The sequence below is a fragment of the Microvirga flocculans ATCC BAA-817 genome (assembly GCF_000518665.1).
Lineage (GTDB): Bacteria > Pseudomonadota > Alphaproteobacteria > Rhizobiales > Beijerinckiaceae > Microvirga > Microvirga flocculans.
Genome location: NZ_JAEA01000012.1, coordinates 19405 through 40305, shown reverse-complemented (window position 1 = coordinate 40305; position 20901 = coordinate 19405). Strand labels below are relative to the sequence as shown.

The 20901-nt window shown below is 66.9% G+C and carries 23 protein-coding genes; 10 read left to right on the top strand and 13 right to left on the bottom strand.

Annotation, left to right across the window (positions count from 1 at the left end):
• Positions 1 to 13 precede the first annotated feature (13 nt).
• Positions 14 to 355 carry a hypothetical protein gene (locus L879_RS21765; RefSeq protein WP_051435329.1) on the bottom strand — a complete coding sequence of 114 codons (342 nt, stop codon included), beginning with the start codon at positions 353 to 355 and terminating at the stop codon, positions 14 to 16.
• A 143-nt stretch (positions 356 to 498) separates the two neighbouring features.
• Between L879_RS21765 and L879_RS0114355 the strand changes: the two genes are divergently transcribed.
• Entirely contained in the window at positions 499 to 1635 is a 1137-nt protein-coding gene (locus L879_RS0114355) for a sulfite oxidase (RefSeq protein WP_027316718.1), read from the top strand.
• On the opposite strand, the gene L879_RS0114350 is transcribed toward L879_RS0114355, so the two are convergent.
• Positions 1613 to 2398 (bottom strand): hypothetical protein, encoded by a 786-nt coding sequence (locus L879_RS0114350; RefSeq protein WP_027316717.1) that lies wholly within the window; start codon positions 2396 to 2398, stop codon positions 1613 to 1615. The genes L879_RS0114355 and L879_RS0114350 overlap by 23 nt on opposite strands.
• Positions 2399 to 2796: 398 nt before the next feature.
• On the opposite strand from L879_RS0114350, the gene L879_RS0114345 reads away from it, so the two are divergent.
• Positions 2797 to 3828, top strand: coding sequence for an aspartate-semialdehyde dehydrogenase (locus L879_RS0114345; RefSeq protein ID WP_027316716.1), 1032 nt, complete (start codon positions 2797 to 2799; stop codon positions 3826 to 3828).
• A gap of 71 nt (positions 3829 to 3899) precedes the next feature.
• Here the strand turns inward: L879_RS0114345 and L879_RS0114340 are convergent, their stop codons facing one another.
• From L879_RS0114340 to L879_RS0114325, 4 genes are all read right to left on the bottom strand, one after another.
• Complete coding sequence (locus L879_RS0114340) at positions 3900 to 4322, bottom strand: hypothetical protein (protein WP_154664219.1); 423 nt, start codon at positions 4320 to 4322, stop codon at positions 3900 to 3902.
• Between the two features lie 158 nt (positions 4323 to 4480).
• Entirely contained in the window at positions 4481 to 5161 is a 681-nt protein-coding gene (locus L879_RS0114335) for a carbonic anhydrase (RefSeq protein ID WP_027316714.1), read from the bottom strand.
• Between the two features lie 14 nt (positions 5162 to 5175).
• Positions 5176 to 6117 (bottom strand): threonine/serine dehydratase, encoded by a 942-nt coding sequence (locus tag L879_RS0114330; RefSeq protein ID WP_027316713.1) that lies wholly within the window; start codon positions 6115 to 6117, stop codon positions 5176 to 5178.
• 3 nt (positions 6118 to 6120) lie between these two features.
• Positions 6121 to 6879: a DUF429 domain-containing protein gene (locus L879_RS0114325; protein WP_245265239.1), complete on the bottom strand. Its 759-nt coding sequence runs from the start codon at positions 6877 to 6879 to the stop codon at positions 6121 to 6123.
• Positions 6880 to 6958: 79 nt separating this feature from the next.
• Between L879_RS0114325 and L879_RS0114320 the strand changes: the two genes are divergently transcribed.
• Together L879_RS0114320 and L879_RS0114315 are read left to right on the top strand one after the other, a co-directional pair.
• Positions 6959 to 7843, top strand: coding sequence for an HpcH/HpaI aldolase/citrate lyase family protein (locus L879_RS0114320; protein WP_027316711.1), 885 nt, complete (start codon positions 6959 to 6961; stop codon positions 7841 to 7843).
• Between the two features lie 113 nt (positions 7844 to 7956).
• Positions 7957 to 9021, top strand: a complete 1065-nt coding sequence (locus tag L879_RS0114315; protein ID WP_027316710.1) for an MBL fold metallo-hydrolase — start codon at positions 7957 to 7959, stop codon at positions 9019 to 9021.
• Here the strand turns inward: L879_RS0114315 and L879_RS21755 are convergent.
• On the bottom strand, positions 8978 to 9649 hold the full coding sequence (locus tag L879_RS21755) for an HAD family hydrolase (RefSeq protein ID WP_051435328.1): 672 nt from the start codon (positions 9647 to 9649) through the stop codon (positions 8978 to 8980). The two genes, L879_RS0114315 and L879_RS21755, sit on opposite strands and share 44 nt — an antisense overlap.
• 10 nt (positions 9650 to 9659) lie before the next feature.
• Complete coding sequence (locus L879_RS23285; RefSeq protein WP_027316709.1) at positions 9660 to 10499, bottom strand: GyrI-like domain-containing protein; 840 nt, start codon at positions 10497 to 10499, stop codon at positions 9660 to 9662.
• 180 nt (positions 10500 to 10679) lie between these two features.
• On the opposite strand from L879_RS23285, the gene dapF reads away from it, so the two are divergent.
• Positions 10680 to 11564 (top strand): diaminopimelate epimerase, encoded by an 885-nt coding sequence (dapF, locus tag L879_RS0114300; RefSeq protein WP_027316708.1) that lies wholly within the window; start codon positions 10680 to 10682, stop codon positions 11562 to 11564.
• Entirely contained in the window at positions 11564 to 12817 is a 1254-nt protein-coding gene (gene mtaB, locus L879_RS0114295; RefSeq protein ID WP_027316707.1) for a tRNA (N(6)-L-threonylcarbamoyladenosine(37)-C(2))-methylthiotransferase MtaB, read from the top strand. The genes dapF and mtaB overlap by 1 nt, the downstream gene beginning before the upstream one ends.
• Here the strand turns inward: mtaB and L879_RS0114290 are convergent.
• Entirely contained in the window at positions 12814 to 13494 is a 681-nt protein-coding gene (locus tag L879_RS0114290) for an RluA family pseudouridine synthase (protein WP_027316706.1), read from the bottom strand. The two genes, mtaB and L879_RS0114290, sit on opposite strands and share 4 nt — an antisense overlap.
• Positions 13495 to 13695: 201 nt before the next feature.
• Between L879_RS0114290 and ftsY the strand changes: the two genes are divergently transcribed.
• Both ftsY and L879_RS0114280 read left to right on the top strand, forming a co-directional pair.
• The gene (gene ftsY / locus L879_RS0114285; RefSeq protein WP_027316705.1) at positions 13696 to 14958 is read left to right on the top strand and encodes a signal recognition particle-docking protein FtsY; all 1263 of its coding nucleotides are present in this window, start codon (positions 13696 to 13698) and stop codon (positions 14956 to 14958) included.
• Positions 14955 to 15551: a septation protein A gene (locus L879_RS0114280; protein ID WP_027316704.1), complete on the top strand. Its 597-nt coding sequence runs from the start codon at positions 14955 to 14957 to the stop codon at positions 15549 to 15551. The genes ftsY and L879_RS0114280 overlap by 4 nt, the downstream gene beginning before the upstream one ends.
• A 36-nt stretch (positions 15552 to 15587) precedes the next feature.
• On the opposite strand, the gene L879_RS21750 is transcribed toward L879_RS0114280, so the two are convergent.
• A complete protein-coding gene (locus tag L879_RS21750; RefSeq protein WP_051435326.1) occupies positions 15588 to 16931 on the bottom strand; it encodes an adenylate/guanylate cyclase domain-containing protein in 1344 nt (447 codons plus the stop codon).
• A gap of 229 nt (positions 16932 to 17160) precedes the next feature.
• Between L879_RS21750 and L879_RS0114270 the strand changes: the two genes are divergently transcribed.
• Positions 17161 to 17649 carry a YaiI/YqxD family protein gene (locus tag L879_RS0114270; protein ID WP_027316703.1) on the top strand — a complete coding sequence of 163 codons (489 nt, stop codon included), beginning with the start codon at positions 17161 to 17163 and terminating at the stop codon, positions 17647 to 17649.
• On the opposite strand, the gene L879_RS0114265 is transcribed toward L879_RS0114270, so the two are convergent.
• Genes L879_RS0114265 through L879_RS0114255 form a run of 3 tightly spaced genes read right to left on the bottom strand, consistent with a single transcriptional unit; the run spans position 17615 to position 19088 of the window.
• Entirely contained in the window at positions 17615 to 18193 is a 579-nt protein-coding gene (locus L879_RS0114265; RefSeq protein WP_027316702.1) for a DsbE family thiol:disulfide interchange protein, read from the bottom strand. The genes L879_RS0114270 and L879_RS0114265 overlap by 35 nt on opposite strands.
• A complete protein-coding gene (gene ccmD / locus L879_RS23280; protein WP_084021037.1) occupies positions 18186 to 18341 on the bottom strand; it encodes a heme exporter protein CcmD in 156 nt (51 codons plus the stop codon). Before ccmD ends, L879_RS0114265 begins: the two co-directional genes overlap by 8 nt.
• Positions 18342 to 18347: 6 nt before the next feature.
• A complete protein-coding gene (locus L879_RS0114255) occupies positions 18348 to 19088 on the bottom strand; it encodes a heme ABC transporter permease (RefSeq protein WP_027316701.1) in 741 nt (246 codons plus the stop codon).
• A 260-nt stretch (positions 19089 to 19348) separates the two neighbouring features.
• On the opposite strand from L879_RS0114255, the gene L879_RS0114250 reads away from it, so the two are divergent.
• Complete coding sequence (locus L879_RS0114250; RefSeq protein WP_027316700.1) at positions 19349 to 20344, top strand: M23 family metallopeptidase; 996 nt, start codon at positions 19349 to 19351, stop codon at positions 20342 to 20344.
• The last annotated feature ends 557 nt before the right edge of the window (positions 20345 to 20901 follow it).

The following is a 20901-nucleotide window of genomic DNA, read 5'->3' as shown; positions in this document are numbered from 1 at the left end:
TCTGCAAGAGAAATCAGCGGGTCGCGCCGGTCGTCTCGAGGGTCGGGCCGTCGAAGGTCGGGAAGGGATTGCGCGCGCCGACGAAGGGACCGTTGGTGATCGGATCGGGCAGCACGCCCATGCCGAAGCGCTCGCCGCTCGGCGCATAGGGCGGACTCGCAAGATAGGACTGCGCCTGGCCGTAGCCCGAATATCCCCGGTTGAGGGAATTGGGCGCCACCACATTGCCCGGATCGAGGAAGCTGCGCGGCTGCACGCGCAGGACGAGGGGACGATCCTGGGCGCAAGCCTCCGTCAGAGGCGCAAGACTCGTAACGGCCATCAGGCCTAGGCCAAGAAGTGCAAAGCGGCGCATGGGTCGATCTCCCGAATATGGCGCGCCGGCCTTTCCGGCTATCCGCCGTCCTCGATTGGCAAGACTACCAGAACAAGACGACCCTGATAAATTGGTTCCTTTGAGTTAAGTAGTTCACCGGAAGACGAGACGGGAAGCGATCGATGCAGAAATCGGTTCAGGACAAGCCCGAGATCGGTTTCGATCTCTTCAGGAAGGAAGGCCTGAGCCTCCTGGGCGAGACCCCGCTGGTGGCCGAGACGCCCGAGGAGCTTCTCGACGACGACACGACACCCATCGCGCGCTTCTTCGTGCGCAACAACGGCCTGCTGCCCCCGCCCGTCAGCGATCCCGAAACCTGGCGCCTCACCATCGACGGAGAGGTCGAGCGCCCGCTCGATCTCACCCTGGCCGGGCTCAAGAGCCGCTTTCCGCACAAGACCCTGCGCATGGTGCTCGAATGCGGCGGCAACGGACGCTCGTTCTTCGAGCCCCGGGCCGAGGGCAATCCCTGGACCCATGGCGGCGTCGGCTGCGCGGAATGGACCGGCGTGTCCCTCAAGGACGTGCTGCGCGAGGCAGGCCTGAAGGAGAGCGCCCTGTTCACCGGCCATTTCGGCGCGGATCCCGACAAGCAGGGCAGCCGCGCGCATCAGGCCATGTCCCGCGGCGTTCCCATCGCCAAGGCGCTGGAGGAGCACACGCTCCTCGTCTGGGCGATGAACGGCGAGCCGCTGCCCTTCCTTCACGGCGGGCCCTTGCGGCTCATTGTGCCGGGCTGGCCCGGATCGCTCAGCCAGAAATGGCTCACCCGCATCTGGATCCGCGACCGGGAGCATGACGGGCCGGGCATGACGGGGCTGTCCTATCGCATGCCCGTGCGCCCCCTCGCGCCGGGTTCCGACGGGCGGGGCGTCGAGACCCGCATCCTCGAATCCATGCCCGTGCGCAGCATCGTCACCGCGCCGGCGGACGGCAGCGTTCTTCCGGCGGGCACGCGCAGCCTCGACGTCCGCGGGGCGGCCTGGGCGGGCGACGACGAGGTGGCCAGGGTCGAGGTGACCGTCGATGGCGGCGCGACCTGGACCGCGGCGACGATGACGCCGCCGCGCAACCGTTACGACTGGGTGCGGTGGCAGGCGTCTCTCGCCCTGCCCGGCGACGGCTTTTATGAGATTTTCGCCCGCGCGACGGATTCCAGGGGCCGGGCCCAGCCCTTCCGGGCCGCCAATTGGAACCCGAACGGCTACGGCTGCAACGTCATGCACCGGGTGGCGGTTACGGTCGGGCCGGAGGCCTGACGGAAACGGAAGCGGTGCGGGCGCCCGGCCCGCAGGCCTCGGTCCGGTTGCGGTCGGCCCGGGCGAACACCGCCTTCAGGGACGGGCTGGCGTTCCCGGCCAGGGCGATCCCCTCGATGAAGCAGGCGAGCTGCGCCTCGTCGGGCGCGGACGATCCGCAGAGCCAGCCCTGGAAGCCGAACGCGGTATCCGCATCTGCGAAGCGGAAGGCCTGGCAGGCCTGCTCGGCCTTGGCCGCCAGGGTCAGGGGAGCGGTCTCCACGGCTCCGAACTTCGTCGCCACCATCCGCCCCAGGCCCTGATGCGCCACGGCGAGGCCGGCCCGCGCGGCGCGGCGCACGGTATCCACATAGAAGCTCCCGGCCGGCTCGGCCGTGCCCTGCGTGAGGGCCACCTGCGCATAGCGGAAATCGCCGAAACGTCCGAGGGTCAGGGTGTCCTCCCGCGCCCCGTTGGTGTGCTGGCGCGCCTCGGCCGCGACGCCGCCGGGGAGCGCGTAAAGGGCGGGGGTGGAGGCTACAGGCTTCCAGGCCGAGGCGGGCGCGACCAGGACGGAGGCGGGAACGCCCTTCGCAGGCTCGCCCGGCCGGGCATGCCGCTCCTGCTGGAGGGCGAGGTAGGCGAGCCCCGCGACGGTGCAGGACGACATCAGGATCACGCGCAGCCAGGGCAGGCGCTTTCGCCGCGCGCGACGAGACGGGCGCTCGTCGACCCAGTCGGCGAGATCCTGCTCGTCCCATTCGGCATAGCCTGCCCTCGGCATCGTTCAACCATCAAGCCCGGTCGTCATGCGGTCCCTATGTTCTACCGTGACATTGCCGGCGCTTCGAAAGGTTTTGCTAAGCAAGGTAAACCGAAGGTTAAGCGACAGGCCTCTTAGACCAAGTGCCGCGAAGAGAACGCTTGACGGGAGCGAACCTTTGGTGTGTTGGTGAAGGCATCGGAGCCTGCTGCAGGCTTGCGAATGGACGAAGGCAATGGCGCTGCTCACCCTCACGACGAGCAAAACGAAAACCGCCAAAACGGGTGGAAAAACCCCGGCCGTGAAAACGACGGCCGCATAAGCCTCGTCGTCCCCGGTCCTCTCTCCCGTCGGGGCGAGAGGCGACACCCGAACAGGGTTCCTATATCTCCGGGGAGAGCGACAACAGGAGAAGTCCAATGGGTTACAAGATCGCCGTCGTTGGTGCGACCGGCAATGTGGGCCGCGAGATGCTGAGCATCCTCGCCGAGCGGGCTTTCCCGGCCGATGAGGTGGTGGCGCTGGCCTCCCGCCGCAGCCAGGGATCGGAAGTCTCCTACGGCGACAAGACGCTCAAGACGAAGGCGCTGGACACCTACGACTTCTCGGATGTCGACCTGTGCCTCATGTCCGCGGGCGGCGATGTCTCCAAGGAATGGTCGCCGAAGATCGCGGCCCAGGGCGCTGTGGTGATCGATAATTCCTCCGCCTGGCGCTACGACCCGGAGGTGCCGCTCGTGGTGCCGGAGGTGAACGCCGAGGCGCTGCGCGAGATGAAGAAGGGCATCATCGCCAACCCGAACTGCTCCACCGCCCAGCTCGTGGTGGCCCTCAAGCCGCTCCATGACCGCGCCACCATCAAGCGCGTGGTCGTCGCCACCTACCAGTCGGTTTCCGGCGCGGGCAAGGACGGCATGGACGAACTCGACCGCCAGACCAAGGCGCTCTATTCTCTGCAGGATGTGCAGGAGAAGAAGTTCCCCAAGCGCATCGCCTTCAACCTGATCCCGCACATCGACGTGTTCATGGAGGACGGGTACACGAAGGAAGAGTGGAAGATGACGGCCGAGACCAAGAAAATTCTCGACCCGAAGATCAAGCTCACCGCCACCTGCGTGCGCGTGCCGGTCTTCATCAGCCACTCGGAAGCGGTGAACGTGGAATTCGAGAAGCCGATCACGGCGGACGAGGCCCGCGACATCCTGCGCTCGTCGCCCGGCATCATGGTGGTCGATAAGCGCGAGCCCGGCGGCTACATCACCCCGCACGAGGCGGCGGGCGAGGACGCCACCTACATCTCCCGCATCCGCGAGGACATCACGGTCGAGAACGGCCTCGCATTCTGGTGCGTCTCCGACAACCTGCGCAAGGGCGCGGCGCTCAACGCGGTGCAGATCGCCGAAGCGATGATCAACCGCGGCCTGCTCAAGCCGAAGAAGCAGGCGGCTTAAGTCCTCAGAGAGTTAAAGCGAAAGGCCGCCTGAAGGCGGCCTTTTCTTTTAGCTGTCGGAGCCCTCGTATGTCATCGCCTCCATGACCGATAGGCGATCATGAGATAGGCTAGACCAAGGACCATCATACCCCCGACCTCCACGCTATACATGACGAATCGGAGAGGTTGTTTACAAATCGCAACCCGGAAGAGCCACTTCCTAGACTCAGGGTCGCAGCTTTCAGGAAAAGTGATGTGCAGCACCACTGCTAAACCGATAAAGATGGCCGCTATCGCCAATGCGATAAACAATGGCACATTCGGATAACTTTGATCTTGGGTTGTCCGGTTTTGCTGCTTGCCAAGCCAGATTTTGAAGCGATCTGCGAATTCCGACGTGTTCGCCTTTAGCCAGTATAGCCAGTAAATCAGTTCAAGCGCTGCTAGCATCAGCAAAAAGAACAGGACTGCTCCTATGAAGTCACCATCCTTTCGGTACTCGGTGACGGTCATGTAGAGAACGAGAGCAATGTACAAACAACGATAGATTATCGTAAACACGGAGGTTTCTCTCAACAGCGGCATAATGGATGTTATTTCATTTTATCGCTGTTGAGCCAAGCGCCGTGTGAGATAGTCATCGCGCTGTATGAGTGCAGAGCCAGATCCCCCTACAGCGGTCCCGCGTCCCGCGCCGAGAACATCGAGACGCGCTCGGGCAGATTGTCCGCCACAGGCTTGAACTCGCCCGTCTCGGGATCGCGCACCAGCAGCACGCCGGTCGCCACGCCGAAATAGGCGCCGTGGAGCTGCAGCTTGCCGCGCTCCACGAGAATGCGCACGCAGGGAAACGTCATCAGGTTGGCGAGGCTGTTCTCGATGGCGGCGAGTTCGAGGCGCGGGAGGTATTCCTCCAGGTTGCCGCGGTGCGGCCCGAGCCGTTCGCCGGCCGGCTTGATCAGGTTCATCCAGCGGCCGATGAAGTCGCCCGGGGAGAGCGGCGCTTTATCGTCGGCGAAGGCGCGCACGCCGCCGCAGCGGGCATGGCCCAGCACCACGATATGCTTGACCCTGAGAGCCTGCACGGCGAATTCGAGCGCTGCCGAGGTGCCGTGATAATCGCCGCCGGTCTCATAGGGCGGCACGAGGTTCGCCACGTTCCTGACGACGAACAATTCACCCGGGCTCGCGTCGAAGATGACCTCCGGCGAGACGCGGCTGTCGCAGCAGCCGATCACCATCACCTCCGGCGACTGGCCCTTTTCCGCGAGGGCCTCGAAGCGGTTCTTCTCGCTCGGGAAGCGGGCGTCGAGAAACGCGCGGTAGCCTTCGGTCAGACGTTGCGGGAACATGGGGCGTCCTTCGGTTACGGATGGGCGATCTCGGCGAGCTTCGGAAGCTCGACATTGGCGCCGCACAGGAGCACGCCGATCCTCTCGCCTGAGCGGGGTTTATAGGCCCCGGAGACCAGCGCCGCCAGGGCCGCCGCGCCGCCGGGCTCGGAGGCGATGCGATAATCGCGCCAGAGAAGCCGCTGCGCGTCGCGGATCGCCGCGTCGCTCACGAGCGCCACGTGATCGACCGTCTCGCGGCAGATCTCATAGACCAGCTCGCCGGTGTTCTTCGCGCCCAGCGAATCGGCGGCCACAGAATCCACGTCCACGTCGACCGGACGTCCGGCCTCCAGGGCAGCGTGGAGCGCCCGCGAACCTTCCGGCTCGACGCCGACCACCTTCACCCGGCCCGCCCACCAGCTCGAAACGCCGCCGATCAGGCCGCCGCCGCCCACGGCGACGAGAACCGTGTCGAGGGCGGGCACGTCCTGCTCCCATTCGAGAGCGGCCGTCCCCTGGCCGGTCATGGTGCTCGCCGCCGCGAAGGGATGGATCCGCAGCGCGCCCGTTTCCGCCACGTAGCGGTCGCAAGCCTCCTGCGCATCCGCATAGCGCGCGCCGCCGATCACCACCTCGGCTCCATGGGAGCGGATGACAGCGATCTTCGCGGGGCTTGAGATTTCGGGCACGAAGATGCGCGCCTTCACGCCGAGCTTGCTGGCTGCATAGGCCACCGCCGCCCCATGGTTGCCGCCGGAGGCCGCCGCCACGCCTACGGCCGGGACCGGCATCGACAGAAGGGTGTTGAACGCGCCGCGCGTCTTGAACGAGCCCGCATGCTGGAGAAATTCCAGCTTCAGGCTCACCGGGCCGTCATGGCCGAAGGCCCCGGCCTCGTTCAGGACCGGCGTGCGGCGGATATGGGGCGCGATGCGGCCATGGGCGGCTTCGATCTCGGCGCGTGTGATGGGCATGCGTTACCTGCTGAGTGTCCAGATGGCGACCGGCAGGCCGTGGGCGTCGCGGCCGGGCGGGCTGGGAAAGGATTGCCCCCCACCTCTCGCGATATCGAGGGCCACGGTCAACCCCGCAAGTGCGTCGAGCAGGTCGTCCTGGGCCGCGCCGGGCGGCGGGGCTGCCTGAATCAGCGCCTCGGGCACGAGGCCCGATTGGAGAAGGAGCTGCCGCCGCAGGGCCATGCCCGGCCCGTAGGGCGTGCCCTTCACCTTCTTCGGCTCGGACAGCGCCGTGCGGCCGTTCAGCGCCCAGAAGGCGAGCTCGGGATGCACCTCGAACACGCGCGGCGCGAGCTCCGGCCGGGCGCGCAGAAGGGCGTCGATCTCGCGGATCTTGGGAAAGATGGCAAAGCCCTGCCGCGACACCTTGCGCGGCGGCTCGGAGGTGGCGGCGGCGATGGCGCAGGCCTGCCCGTAATCCTCCGCCTCGACGGCGCGGCGGGAGGGAATCGCGAACACGGAGGATTGCCGAGCGCCGAGAAGGGGGCGAATCAGCTGCTCCGGCAGCCGTCCGGAGCCCTCGATCCGCTCGGGCAGGCCGATGGGCATGTCGACGGCGATCGGTGCGGGCCGTTCCGGCGCATCGGCGATGGCGGCGAGGTTCTGAGCCGTCACGATGCGGTGCATCTGCGGATCGTCGACCCGCATGAGCACCGCGATCCAGCCGCACCGGCAGCCGTCGACACCCGCAACCCACATCCGCGACGATCTCCCCTTCATCCCGGCGTTCCGGCCTGGATGTCTCTGTTCTCCGATGGAAACCACGATTAAAACCGAAAGGCATTCCGAGGAAGACGCCATGACCGCCATCCGCCCGCGCCGCAGCGCGCTCTACATGCCCGGCTCCAATGCCCGGGCCATCGAAAAGGCGAAGACTCTCGCCGCGGACGTGGTGATCCTCGACCTCGAGGACGCGGTGGCGCCGGAGGCGAAGGCGCAGGCGCGCGAGCAGGTCTGCGCGGCCGTGCGGGCGGGAGGCTACGGCGGGCGCGAGCTGGTGATCCGCGTCAACGCCCTCGATACGCCCTGGGGCGAGGACGATCTCGCGGCCGCGGCCGCCGCGCAGCCCGATGCGATCCTCGTGCCGAAGGTCTCCACGGCAGAGACGCTCGCCGCGGTGGGCCTGCGCCTGCGCAGGCTCGGGGCCGCCGAGCGCACCCGTGTCTGGGCGATGATCGAGACGCCGCTCGCCATCCTCGACGCACAAACCATCGCGAGCGCGGCGCGCGATGTCGACACGCGCCTCGACTGCTTCGTCATGGGCACGAACGATCTCGCCAAGGATACCCGCGCGCGCCTGATGCCGGGCCGCGCCGCCATGCTGCCCTGGCTCATGACCGCGCTCGCGGCCGCGCGGGCACATGGCATCGACATTCTCGACGGGGTCTATAACAGCCTGTCCGATGCGGACGGGTTCCGGACGGAATGCGAGCAGGGCCGCGATTGCGGCTTCGACGGCAAGACCGTCATCCATCCGGACCAGATCGCCGTGGCGAACGAGGTCTTTGCGCCATCCCGGGACGAGATCGAGCGGGCCCGCGACATCGTCGCCCTGTTCGAATTGCCGCAGAACGCCGGCAAGGGCGCGGTCAGCCACAACGGCCGCATGGTCGAGCGGCTTCACGCGGAGATGGCCAGGCGCGTGCTGGCGCTGGCGGAGGCGATTGCCGACAGGGCGGCGTGAGTGTCTCCCCGATCTTCGCTCTGTCGGGTGACGCAGCGGATACTTGCCGACGGGCCGCGCCATCCCCACGCTTAAGGCATCGATAAGCGCCTCGCCCAGGACCGCCGATCTCCATGAAACGCCGCACCCTGCTCAAAGCCTTCGGCTTTCCCGCCCTCGCCACCACCGGAGCCTTCGGCTGGATGACGGCCGCGCGGTCAAAAAACCGCTATTACCAAGGCCCCGTGACGGACCATTTCGACGGCGTGCGGTTCTTCCTGGCCGACCAGCCGCAGGACAAGGGCCTGATCGAGCTCGCCCGCTGGCAGCTCGGCGGGGAAAGGAGGGCCTGGCCCGAGAGCTTTCCGAGCCCCTTTCGGGACAGGCCCCCGGCCGAGGTGAGGGACCTGCGCACGGCACTGATCGGCCATGCCTCGTTCCTGATCCAGGCGGCGGGGCTCAACATCCTGGTCGACCCGGTTTTTTCGGAACGCGCGAGCCCCTTCTCCTTCACCGGCCCGAAGCGGGTCAATCCGCCCGGCATCGCCTTCGAGGACCTGCCGCCGATCCATGCGGTGCTGATCACGCACAACCATTACGACCATCTCGACCTCGACGCCCTGGGGCGTCTCTGGCAGCGGCACAGGCCGCGCCTGGTCGCGCCCCTGGGCAACGACGCGATCATCAGGGCCGAGCATCCCGAGATCCCGGTCGAGACGCGGGACTGGGGCGAATCCGTCGATCTCGGCAACGGCATCACGGCTCATTTCGAGCCCGCCTATCACTGGTCCGCGCGGGGCATCAACGACCGTCGCATGGCGCTCTGGTGCGCCTATGTGCTCACCACCCCTGCCGGCGTGATCTACCACATCGGCGATACCGGCTTCGGCGACGGCAAGATCTTTCACGCCGTGCGGGCGCGCTACGGCAGGCCCCGCCTCGTCCATCTGCCCATTGGGGCCTACGAGCCGCGCTGGTTCATGGGGCCGCAGCACATGAACCCGGAGGATGCGGTGAAGGTGCTCGGCATCGTCGAGGCCGAGCAGGCCTTCGGCCACCACTGGGGCACGTTCCGGCTCACCGACGAGGGAATCGACGAGCCGCCGCGGGACCTGGCGGCGGCGCTCCAGGCGGCGGAGATCCCGGAGGAACGGTTCAGGCCCCTGCGGCCCGGCGAGGCGTGGACGCCGTCAGCGTGACGATCGGCTCCTTGAGCCCTTCCGGCTCGTCCACGAGGCAGGCGACCCCGGCGTCGAGCAGCTCCTGCCGGGAGCCGTAGCCCCAGGTGATGCCGATGGCCGAAAGCCCGTTGGCCCTGGCCCCGATGGCATCGTATTCCCGGTCTCCGATCATCACGGCCTGCGCCGGATCGATGCGCTCCCGGTCGAGAATGAAGCGGATCAGGTCGCTCTTATCGGCGTTGCGGTGGTCGGGTTCCGAGCCGTAGATCCCGTGAAAGAACCCCGACAGGCCGAAATGATCGAGAATGCGCCGCGCGAAGACCTGGAGCTTGGAGGTCGCGACGAAGAGGCGGACATCCCTGTCCCGAAGGTCCTGGAGCAGGGCCGGAATGCCCGCATAGACCTCGTTCTCGAACAGGCCCACCTCGCTGTAGCGCTCGCGGTAGAGGCGCACGGCATCCTGCACCTCGTCCGAGCCGCCCAGGAGCTTCGCGAAGCCCGCGGCCAGGGGCGGACCGATCATCCAGGTCAGCGCGTCCGCCTCGAGAACCGGGCGGCCGAGCCTCTCGAGCGCATGCTGGACCGAACGGGTGATGCCCGTCTTCGGGTCGGTCAGGGTCCCGTCGAGATCGAAGAGCGCGATCATCGAGGCGCGCTCATTCCTTGGGCTGAACGTAGATGTTCACCTCGAAATTCGTATCCTGCGAATCCGTGAAGTCGCTCACGTATTCCTCGATGAAGGCGTCCTTGGCGACGATTTCCTTGATGTCGAGATAGGCCGTGATCGTCTCGTAGGTGCCGTCGATCTCGTCATAGGCGTCCTTGTGCACGAAGCGGAAGGACTTGCCCTCCGGCGTGCGCCCGAACTTGATCTGGGGCGTCAGCTCGGTCTTGCCTTCGGGCACTTTCGCGATGGGCACCATCGCCTCGTATTTGAAGCCGTTGTCGTCCGTGTCGACGAAGATCGCGAGCGGGCGGCCCGTGGCCGCAAGGCCCGCTTTCCTCATCTCGTCGCGGAGCTTGGCGAAGGCCTCCTTCAGATTGCTGAAGCCCTCGTCCCAGGTGCTGGTGCCGGCGAGCACCACCGTGGTCTTGGACACCAGGCCCCCCTCCTCCACCCCGGTCGGATCGCTCGGGTTCGGGAACAGGGTCGTGCGGTCGGACGGAGGCTGCATCGGCACGGGGGCGGGCGGAGCCTCGGCGGCCGGGGCGGCGGGCGCGGCGCCTTGGGGAGCCGCGGGAGGTTGCGCTTGAGCCGGGGCTCCCGCCGGAGCGGAAGCGGGCGGCGTCTGGGCCTGCGGGGCGGAGGGGGGAGCCTCGGCAGGCGCTGCGGGGGCCGGAGCGGACGGCGCGGGAGCCGGTACTGCAGGTGCGGCGGGAGGCGGGCTCGCCGCCGGTGGAGTTTGCGCCAGGGCCACACCGGAGCAGAGGGCCAGGACCAGGACCAGATGAGAGGAGCGCAGCCGCATGAGAAGAACGCCTAACCCGCGAATCACGAAGGGATATCGTGCTGCACCATAAGGGGGTTTCGCGGCAGCGGCGAGAGCGTCCGGGAGCCGTTGTGGAGGACGCGGGGCCGCAGGCGGATGCGCCGGGCTCCGGCCCTTCCGACGATATTGCCGCAGGATGTTTCGTCCCCTCTCGCGGTTTTCGGCGTTTTCGGCCATATACGGCCCATGAGTGCCCTTTCGAACAGCCGCTTCCTGAAGATGAACGGTCTCGGCAACGAGATCACCGTGCTGGACCTGCGCGGCTCGCCCCATCGCGTGAGCGCGGCGGAAGCACGCGCCATCGCGGCCGATCCCCGTTCGCGCTTCGACCAGCTCATGGTGCTGCACGATCCCGTGACGCCGGGCACCGACGCCTATATGCGCATCTACAACACGGACGGCTCGGAATCCGGGGCCTGCGGCAACGGCACCCGCTGCGTCGCCTGGGCGATGACGGCCGATCCGGTCATGCGCCGCGCGGGGGACGGCGACCTCGTGCTCGAAACCAAGGCCGGGCTCCTGCCGGTGGAGCGCATGTCGGACAGGGTCTTCACGGTGGACATGGGCCCGCCGCGCCTGGAATGGAACGAAATCCCCTTGCGCGATCCCGTTGCGGACACCCGCGCGATTACCCTCGACACGCATTTGCCCGAGGCTCCCGAGCTTCGGAACCCCTCGGCGGTGAGCATGGGCAATCCGCATGTGGTCTTCTGGGTTTCGGATGCGACGGCCTACGATCTCGCCGCCATCGGCCCGGTCCTCGAGCACGATCCGGCCCTTCCGGAACGCGGCAACATCTCCTTCGCCCAGGTCACGAGCCCCGAGCACATTCTGCTCCGCGTCTGGGAACGGGGCGCGGGCGCGACCCGCGCCTGCGGCTCGGCAGCCTGCGCCGCGCTCGTGGCGGCAGCGCGCAAGGGATTGACGGGCCGCAAGGCCGTGGTGTCCCTGCCCGGCGGCGACCTCGTCATCGAATGGCGCGCGAGCGACGGCCACGTGCTCATGACCGGCCCGACCGAGCTGGAGCACGAGGGCATCCTCTCCCCTGCCCTCTTCGCGGGAGCGGCCTGATGGCGGTTGAGGTCGTCACCTTCGGCTGCCGCCTCAACACCTACGAGTCGGAGGCCATGCAGCGCCACGCGGAGGACGCGGGCCTAGGCGAGGTGGTCATCGTCAATACCTGCGCCGTGACCGCGGAGGCGACGCGCCAGGCGCGCCAGTCGATCCGCAAGATCGCGCGCGAGAAGCCGGGCGCCCGCATCGTCGTGACGGGCTGCGCCGCGCAGGTCGAGCCGGAGACCTTCGCCGCCATGCCGGAGGTGTCCCAGGTCGTCGGCAACCACGAGAAGATGAAGGCCGAGACCTGGAGCGGGATGCGCGATTTCGGCATCGGCTCCACTGAAAAGGTGCTCGTCAACGACATCATGGCGGTGAAGGAAACCGCCGTGCATCTCATCGACGGCATGCGCGGGCGCACCCGCGCCTTCGTGCAGGTGCAGAACGGCTGCGACCATCGCTGCACCTTCTGCATCATCCCCTATGGCCGCGGCAATTCCCGCTCCGTGCCCATGGGCGCGGTAGTGGATCAGGTGCGCACCCTGGTGGAGCACGGCTCGCGCGAGGTGGTGCTCACCGGCGTCGACATCACGAGCTACGGCAAGGACCTTCCCGGAGAGCCGAAACTCGGCCTCCTGGTGAAGAGCCTTCTGCGCCATGTGCCTGAGCTCGAGCGCCTGCGCATCTCCTCCATCGACTCGGTGGAGGCGGACGACGACCTGCTCGACGTCATCGCGAACGAAAGCCGCCTGATGCCGCACCTGCATCTCTCGCTGCAGGCGGGGGACGACATGATCCTCAAGCGCATGAAGCGCCGCCACCTGCGCGCCGACGCCATCGCCTTCTGCGAACAGGTGAAGCGGCTGCGCCCCGACATGGTGTTCGGCGCGGACATCATCGCGGGCTTTCCGACCGAAACGGAAGAGATGTTTTCCCGCTCCCTCGCCATCGTCGAGGAATGCGGCCTCACGCATCTTCACGTGTTCCCGTTCTCGCCGCGCCTCGGCACCCCCGCCGCGCGCATGCCCCAGGTTTCGCGCGACATCGTGAAGGACCGCGCCCGCAGGCTGCGCGAGAAGGGTGAGGCCGCCCTGCTGAAGCATCTGAACGACGAAATCGGCGCACGCCGCAACGTGCTGGTCGAGACGAACCTCCTCGGCCGCACGGAAGGATTCACGCTCGTACGCTTTTCCGGCGAAGTGAAGCCGGGCGAGATCGTGCCGGTGACGATCGCAGGCCATGACGGCAAGGAATTGCTCGCGGCTTAAGCTGCGCCGCCGCACGCCTTCACCCGCTCCCGCATATGCTCCGGCACCGGCGCCTCCACGGAGATCGGCTCCTTCTTCGGATAGAGCGGCACCGTGACGCTGCGGGCATGCAGATGCAGGCCCGGCCCGTGAAAGCGCGGAGCGGTGCCGTAGATGGGATCCCCCAGGATCGGGAAGTTCATGGCGGCGCAATGGACGCGCAGCTGATGGGTGCGGCCCGTGACGGGGCGCAGTTCGAGGAGGGCGAGCCCTTCCGCACGGCCCAGCACGCGCCACTTCGTCAAGGAAGGCTGGCCTTTCGGGTCCACCTTCATCCACCAGCCGCGATCCGGCGATTTCGGGGCTAGCGGCAGATCGATCTCACCCTCGTCCTCATGAGGACCGCCCTCGACCACGGCCCAATAGACCTTGTCCACCTCGTTGTTGCGGAAAAGCTCGTTGAGGCGGGCGATGGCCTTGGGGTGGCGGCCGAGGATCAGGCAGCCGGAGGTGTCCTTGTCGAGGCGGTGCGCCGCCTCGGGACGGCGGGGCAGGCCGAAGCGCAGGGCGTCGAGATGCTGAAACAGGGTCTCGCCGCCCTTGGGGCCGGGATGCACCGGCAGGCCGGCGGGCTTGTCGATCACGAGCATCAGGGCATCGCGATAGAGCAATCGGGACACTATCTCTTCCGCATTCATGATGTCTCGGCTAGAGCATCGGGCCCAAAAGTGGAAGGCACTTTTGGGTCCATCCGATGCTTCTTTCCTGATGAGCGCATCGTTGAGATGCGGACCCGCCGGGCCGCGTCAGCGAAAACCGGATCCACTTTTCCGCACGATGCGCTATTGAGGCATCGGCTTTAAATCAAGCACCAGCATTCACGAGGCAAAACGAAACCCATGGCCGACACGAAGCCCGACAAGCCCGGATTCCTCTCCCGCCTGTTCGGGCGCAAGGCCCAAACCGCGCCCGAGAGCGTCAGCGGGACGCCGCAGGCCGGAGGCCATCCGGAGACGATGCCCTCGCCGCCCGCGACGGCGGCCGACGATCTCACGACCGTTCCCTCGACCGTCACGGATGCCTCCCCGGACACGCCCGAGGACCTCAAGCTGCCGGGCGAGCTGGCAGGGGCCGATCTGCAGCCCGTCGAGAGCCTGGCCCCCGAGGAAGACCTGAAGGAGCTGCCCCCCGCGCCGGAGCCGCAGGCCCAACCCGCGCCCGCCGCCCCGGCGGAGAAGCGCGGCTGGTGGCAGCGCCTGACGGAGGGCATGCGCCGCACCTCCTCCTCCCTGTCGGAGAGCGTGACCGGCCTCTTCACCAAGCGAAAGCTCGACGCGGCGACCCTGGAGGAGCTGGAGGATGCCCTGGTCCAGGCCGACCTCGGCGTTCCCGCCGCCATGCGGATCACGGAGGCGATCGCCGCCGGGCGCTACGACAAGGAGATCTCGCCGCAGGAGGTGAAGGCGATCCTCGCGGGCGAGGTGGAAAAGACGCTCGAGCCCGTGGCGCAGCCGCTCGTCCTCGACCGCGCAAAGAAACCCTTCGTGATCCTCATGGTCGGGGTGAACGGCGCGGGCAAGACCACCACCATCGGCAAGCTCAGCCAAAAGTTCCGCCAACAGGGCCTCAAGGTCATGCTGGCCGCGGGCGACACCTTCCGCGCCGCCGCCATCGAGCAGCTCAAGGTCTGGGGCGAGCGCGTCGGCGCACCGGTCCTCGCCCGCGAGCAGGGCGCGGATGCGGCGGGCCTCGCCTATGATGCGCTCCAGGAAGCCAAGGCCAACGGCACGGACGTGCTGCTCATTGACACGGCCGGGCGCCTGCAGAACAAGGCCGGGCTCATGGCCGAGCTGGAAAAGATCGTGCGCGTGATCAGGAAGTTCGATGCGGGCGCGCCGCACGCGACCCTTCTCGTGCTCGACGCGACGGTGGGCCAGAACGCCATCAGCCAGGTCGAGCTGTTCCAGAAGGCCGCGGGCGTCACCGGCCTCGTGATGACCAAGCTCGACGGCACCGCGCGCGGCGGCATTCTGGTGGCGCTCGCCGAAAAATTCCGCCTGCCCGTGCACTTCATCGGCGTCGGCGAGGGGGTGGAGGACCTGGAGCCTTTCACCGCACGGGATTTCGCAAAAGCCATCGCCGGGTTAGAAGCATCCTCATGACCGACGAAAAGCGCCTCCCTCCCCTACTCAAGCTCGCCCTCGAACTCGGGCCGCTCGTCCTGTTCTTCCTGGGCAACGCCTATGGGGACCGCCTCGGCTTCGCGGAGAACCAGCGGATCTTCGTGGCGACGGGAATCTTCATGGCGGCCACGCTCGTCGCGCTGGGCGTCTCCTACGCCCTCCTGCGCAAGATTCCGATCATGCCCCTCATCTCGGGCGTGGTCGTCGTGGTGTTCGGCGGGCTGACGCTCGTGCTGCAGGACCAGACCTTCATCAAGCTCAAGCCCACCATCGTGAACACGATGTTCGGGGCGATTCTTTTAGGCGGCCTGTATTTCCGCAAGCCCCTGCTGCAGATCGTGCTCGACAGCGTGTTCGAGCTGACGGAGGAGGGCTGGCGCAAGCTCACCTTGCGCTGGGCGCTGTTCTTCTTTGCTCTGGCCGCGCTCAACGAGATCGTCTGGCGCACGCAGACCGACGATTTCTGGGTGAAGTTCAAGGTCTTCGGCATCATGCCGCTCACCATCGCCTTCGCGCTCGCGCAGACGCCGCTGCTGCTGCGGCATGAGATCAAGAAGGCGGAAGAGGCTTGACCCGCGCCCGGCCCTGACGGCCGCGCGGGACATCCCTCACTCCACGGGCTTCATCAGCACCATGCGGCGCGTGACGCCCGGCAGGGGCTCGCACTCCACCTCCGTCCAGAGGCCTTCCTCGCCCGCCGCGGCGACGGTTTCCTGCGAGGCCAGCAATTCGCACCCGGCCCCCTTGGTGGCCTGCTCGATGCGCGAGGCGATGTTGACGGTCTCGCCGACGACGGTGAATTCGAGCCGGCTCTCGTCGCCCACCACGCCGCAGAACACGTCGCCCGTATGGATGCCGATGCCCAGCCGCACCGGCGGGTTGAAGCCGCGCTTGGCGTTCCAGCGCTCGATCAGGGCGAGCAGGGTGCGGCCGCAGGCGAGCGCGCGCCGGGCGTCCCCCTCCTGCGCGCCGGGCACGCCGAAGAGGATGAGCGCGCCGTCGCCCGTGAACTTGTCGATGACGCCGCCATGCTGCTGCGCCGCCCGCTGGACGCGGCGGCGGAATGAGGTGATGAACACGGCGAGCCGCGACGGCTCCATAGTCTCGCCGAAGGTGGTCGAGGCGCGGATGTCGACGAAGAGCACGGTGACCGGCATGCGGCGACCCTGGCGTAAGGAAGCGAAGGCCTGATCGGTGAGCACCGGCGCAAGCTCGCGCGGCAGGTAGCGGGTGAGCGTCACGCGCAGGGTGGTCTCCCGCACGGCGCGCTCCAGCAGCAGCCGCCCCTGGCGCGCCACGAGGATCAGGATCAGGGCGGCGGCGAAGACCATCACGATGCGGACCATGTTGGCCTGCATCGAGAACACGCCCACGATCTCGTTGAGATTCTGCTCGCGCTCCGCCGGGCTCACCACCCCGCCGCCAAAGGCGATGAGCGACAGGCCGATCACATAGATGGCCGCCACGAAGGCCTGGAGCCGGGGCTGGTAGTGGATCGCCGCCGCGGCCATGGTGATCGGCACGACCCAGGCGACGGGAAAGGCTGCAAAGAGACTGCCGGGAATCCCGACGCCCCAATGGCTGTAGGCGAGATTGCCGAGAACGAGGCAAGCGTCCAGAACGGCCGTGATGACCGGCAGTTTCTCGATGGCGATGCGCTTCGAGGCCAGCCAGGCTCCGACCCATCCCAGAGTCCCGAACAGGACGAGGGTCAGCTCCGCGGCCCGGACCTGCTGGAGCGCCATGGGCGCCGTGAGCTCGATGCCCGCCGTGGCGATGAACACGGCGAGCAGCAGCAGCCCGGCGGTGACCATGCGCGCGATTCCCGCCCGCTGGAGGGCCCCGGTATCGGCCTCGCGGATCAGCCGGTGCGTAGCGTCGCTCAGGACAGGGGTCGTCCGCAAGCGGCCGAGCTGGCCCAGGGCCCAGCGGAGGCGGGATCGGGGTGTCACGGTGTCCTCTGGCTCCCGGGCGGTCGAAGGGGGAGGCTTGAAAACCTGTCTCAAGCTCCCTTACGGATCCGTTACGCAATCATGAACTGCCGTTTAGCATATCGTGCGGACCCAGGGGGTCGCACGATGCGCCATCCAAGAAAGAGCATCGGATCGATACCGAAAGTGCAAGTCCACTTTTGGGTCCGATGCTCTAGACTGCGCGGCAGCTTACGGGAACATAGGGTTCATGGACGAAACCTGCCAACCGATCACCCTCTACGTGGATGCCGATGCCTGCCCGGTGAAGCCCGAGATCTACCGCGTCGCCGAACGCCACGGGGTCAGGGTCTTCGTGGTCTCGAATGCGTTTCTCATGGTGCCGCAAAGCCCGCTGATCGAGCGCGTCGTGGTGAGCGACGGCTTCGACGCGGCCGATGACTGGATCGCCGAACGCGCCGGGCGCGGCAGCATCGTCGTCACCGCCGACATTCCGCTGGCGAGCCGCTGCGTGAAGGCGGGCGCCGAGGTGATCGGCCCCACGGGCAAGCCTTTCACGCAAGCCTCCATCGGCATGGCGCTCGCCACCCGCAACCTGATGGAGGACCTGCGCGCCATGGGCGAGGTGACCGGCGGGCCGAGGCCGTTTTCGCCCAAGGACCGCTCGGCCTTCCTGTCCGCGCTCGACGTCGCGATCAACCGGCTCAAGCGCGCGGGATTTGGCGCAGGCGTTCCTTGAATGCCCCGAAATTATCCGGCGTCAACGGCCCGATATGCTTGTGGCGGATCGTGCCGTCGGGGCCGACGATGAAGGTTTCGGGCACGCCGTAGACACCCCAGTCGATCGAGGCGCGGCCGTTCGGATCGACGCCGACGGCGGCGTAAGGATTGCCGAGCGCGCCGAGGAAGCGGCGCGCATTGTCGGGATTGTCCTTCTGGTTGATGCCGACCACGCGGATCGACGGGTCCTTGGCCAGTTCCACCAGCAGCGGATGCTCCTGGCGGCAGGGCGCGCACCAGGAGGCCCAGACATTCACCACCGTGACGCGGCCCTTCAGATCCGCATCCGAGAAACCGGGCACGGGCTTGCCGTCGGCCATGAGGCCTTCGAGCGGTGCGAGGGTGAAGCGCGGCACGGGCTTGTCGATGAGCGCGGAGGGCAGCTCGGCCGGGTTGCGTCCGGAGAAGAGCTGCACGGCGAAGAGCAGCGCGAGCCCCAGGAAGACGAGCCCGGGCAGGATGAAGATCAGACGCGGACGGGACCGCTCGGCAGCCTCAGCCACGGCGGGACCTCCGGCCGACGCCGCGGGCGTCGAGCTCCGCGAGCGCGCGCACCTGCATGCGGTGATCGACGACGGCGCGCAGGATCAGGCCTGCGACGACCAGCGCCGTCAGGATGTAGGACAGGGCGATGAAGAAGCCGTGCGACATGGGTTTTTAAGCCGCCTGAGCATCGAGGCGCTCGGCCTCGAGAATGGTGAGGGTGCGCACCCGGCGGCGCAGGATCTCCGTGCGCATGCCGGCAAGATGCAGCGCGACGCCCATCAGCGTGAAAGCCACGGCCATGACGAGCAGCGGCACGAGCATGGAGGAATGGATCGTCGGCCCGCCGAGACGGAAGACGGAGGCCGGCTGGTGCAAGGTGTTCCACCAGTCGACGGAGAACTTCACGATCGGCACGTTGACCGCGCCGACGAGGGTGAGGATCGACACGGCGCGCGCGGCGCGGTTCGGCTCCTCGATGGCGCGCCAGAGCGCGAGGATGCCGAGATAGATCAGCAGCATCACCAGCATGGAGGTGAGCCTCGCGTCCCATTGCCAATAGGTGCCCCACATGGGCTTGCCCCAGAGCGAGCCGGTGACGAGGCAGATCAGCGTGAAGGCCGCGCCGATGGGAGCAGCCGCCTTCTGCGACACGTCCGCCAGCGGATGCCGCCAGACGAGCGTTCCGAGCGCGGAACTCGCCATGATCATGTAGAAGAACAGGGACAGCCAGGCCGCGGGTACATGGATGTACATGATCTTGACCGTCTCGCCCTGCTGGTAGTCGGGGGGCGCGGTAAACCAGACCATGTACAGGCCCGCGCCGAGCAGCAGCACGGCCAGGCCCGCCACCCACGGCAGCAGGGCGCCGCTGAGGCTCATGAAGCGGGTCGGATTGGCAAGCTCACGGATCATACGCACGATGTAGCGGTCCTGAGAGGCGCCTGCAACGCGGAGGCGCGCTTAAGTTCGATAACGATTCCGCCAGAGGCGCGGTTCTTTAGGCGCGCACGGCCCGATCCGGCAATCAGGAATTGTCCTTAAAGCAGATCGGCTTGGCGCGCGATCTGGCGCGGGAGGTCCCCTCCCTCCTGCGGGGAGGAAAGCCTGCGCGCTGCCTTTCAATCGCCACGGGAAGGGGTATGGTCTCATGCATCCTTGTTACGGAGCAAGCCATGCGCTTATCCCCCTTCGGCCTCCTTGCCATCGCCGCCGGCTTAGCAGGGACCGTGCAGGCGCAGGAGATCTCGTTCCGTTGGCCCGTCGCCTGCGAGATCGGGCGCACCTGCTTCGTCCAGCACTACGTGGACCGCGATCCCTCGCCCGCGGCGCGCGACTATCGATGCGGCACGCTCACCTACGACGGCCATGACGGCACCGACATCCGCATCCCGACCCTGGCGGCGCAGAAGGCGGGCGTGGACGTGGTCGCGGCCGCCGACGGCACGGTGCTGCGCATCCGCGACGGCGTCGACGACGTCTCTGTCGCCGAGCGCGGGCGGCAGAACGTCGAGAATACCGAATGCGGCAACGGCGCCGTCGTCGATCACGGCAACGGCTGGGAGGCGCAGTACTGCCACATGGCGAAGGGCAGCCTCGCCATGAAGCCGGGCGACGTCGTAAAGGCGGGCGACCGAATCGGCCGGATCGGGCTTTCCGGCATGACCGAATTCCCGCACCTGCACTTCACCCTGCGCAAGGACGGCAAGACCGTCGACCCCTTCGCCCCTGGCGCGTCCGAGCAATCCTGCGGCGGCAGCGGTGCGTCCCTGTGGGAGGCCTCGCTCCAGCGGCCCCTCGCCTACCAGGCGGGAAGCGTACTGAACAAGGGCTTCGCCTCCGGGCCGGTGACCATGGAGGCCATCGAATCGGGCGCGGCCGAACAGGCCATTCCGACGACGCGGTCCCCCGCCCTCGTGGCCTATGTGCGCGCCATCGGCCTCAAAGGCGGCGACATCCAGACGCTGACCCTGTTCGATCCCGACGGCAAGCCGGTCGCCCAGAACAAGGCCCCGCCCCTCGACCGCGACAAGGCGCAATGGATGGCCTTCGCCGGGATCAGGCAGCCGGAGGGCGGATTCCGCTCCGGCCTCTACCGCGCGATCTACCGCGTGGAGCGGGAGGGCAAGCCCGCCATCGAGCAGGCCTTCGGGATCAGCCTGCGTCCGTGAGGCAACGTCGTAAGTCGTCTCCTTCTTCGCTTCGCCAAATTCGGGTTGTTACCCAAACATGGCGCTCATACTGGTCTGCGGATCAAGGTGATTGCAAGATCGCCGGACAGGCGGAGCCTGAGACCGACTTAAGCGCCTTCATTCGAGGGTAAGGGCACTGGACGCACTAAAGTCCCGCTCGCGGACGTTGGGAAAGGTAAATCCCTAAAAGTCCGAATACTACGGTAAAGAGCGCGGGGATGGTAAGTGACCAATGCCATCCTGGGAGGTATCCACCAGCAAAGGAAGTATATTTTCTAGATTTTTTATTCAACAGTTGCACAACATCATTGTAGTTAGCGAGATCGAGGCGACGCCCATCTACGAAAGCGACATTTTCCATTGTGAATCCTATGAGTAGCAGCCCGAAGATAAGGCCAAAGCACGCCATTATGCAGAACCATAACGCCATCCTGAACTTTTCTTTCATAGTATCTCACAAATTTTGATGTAGACGCAGTATGCTACCTATACATTTCTGACGATTTACTGACCAGCCGAACTCCACTCTCACAAAT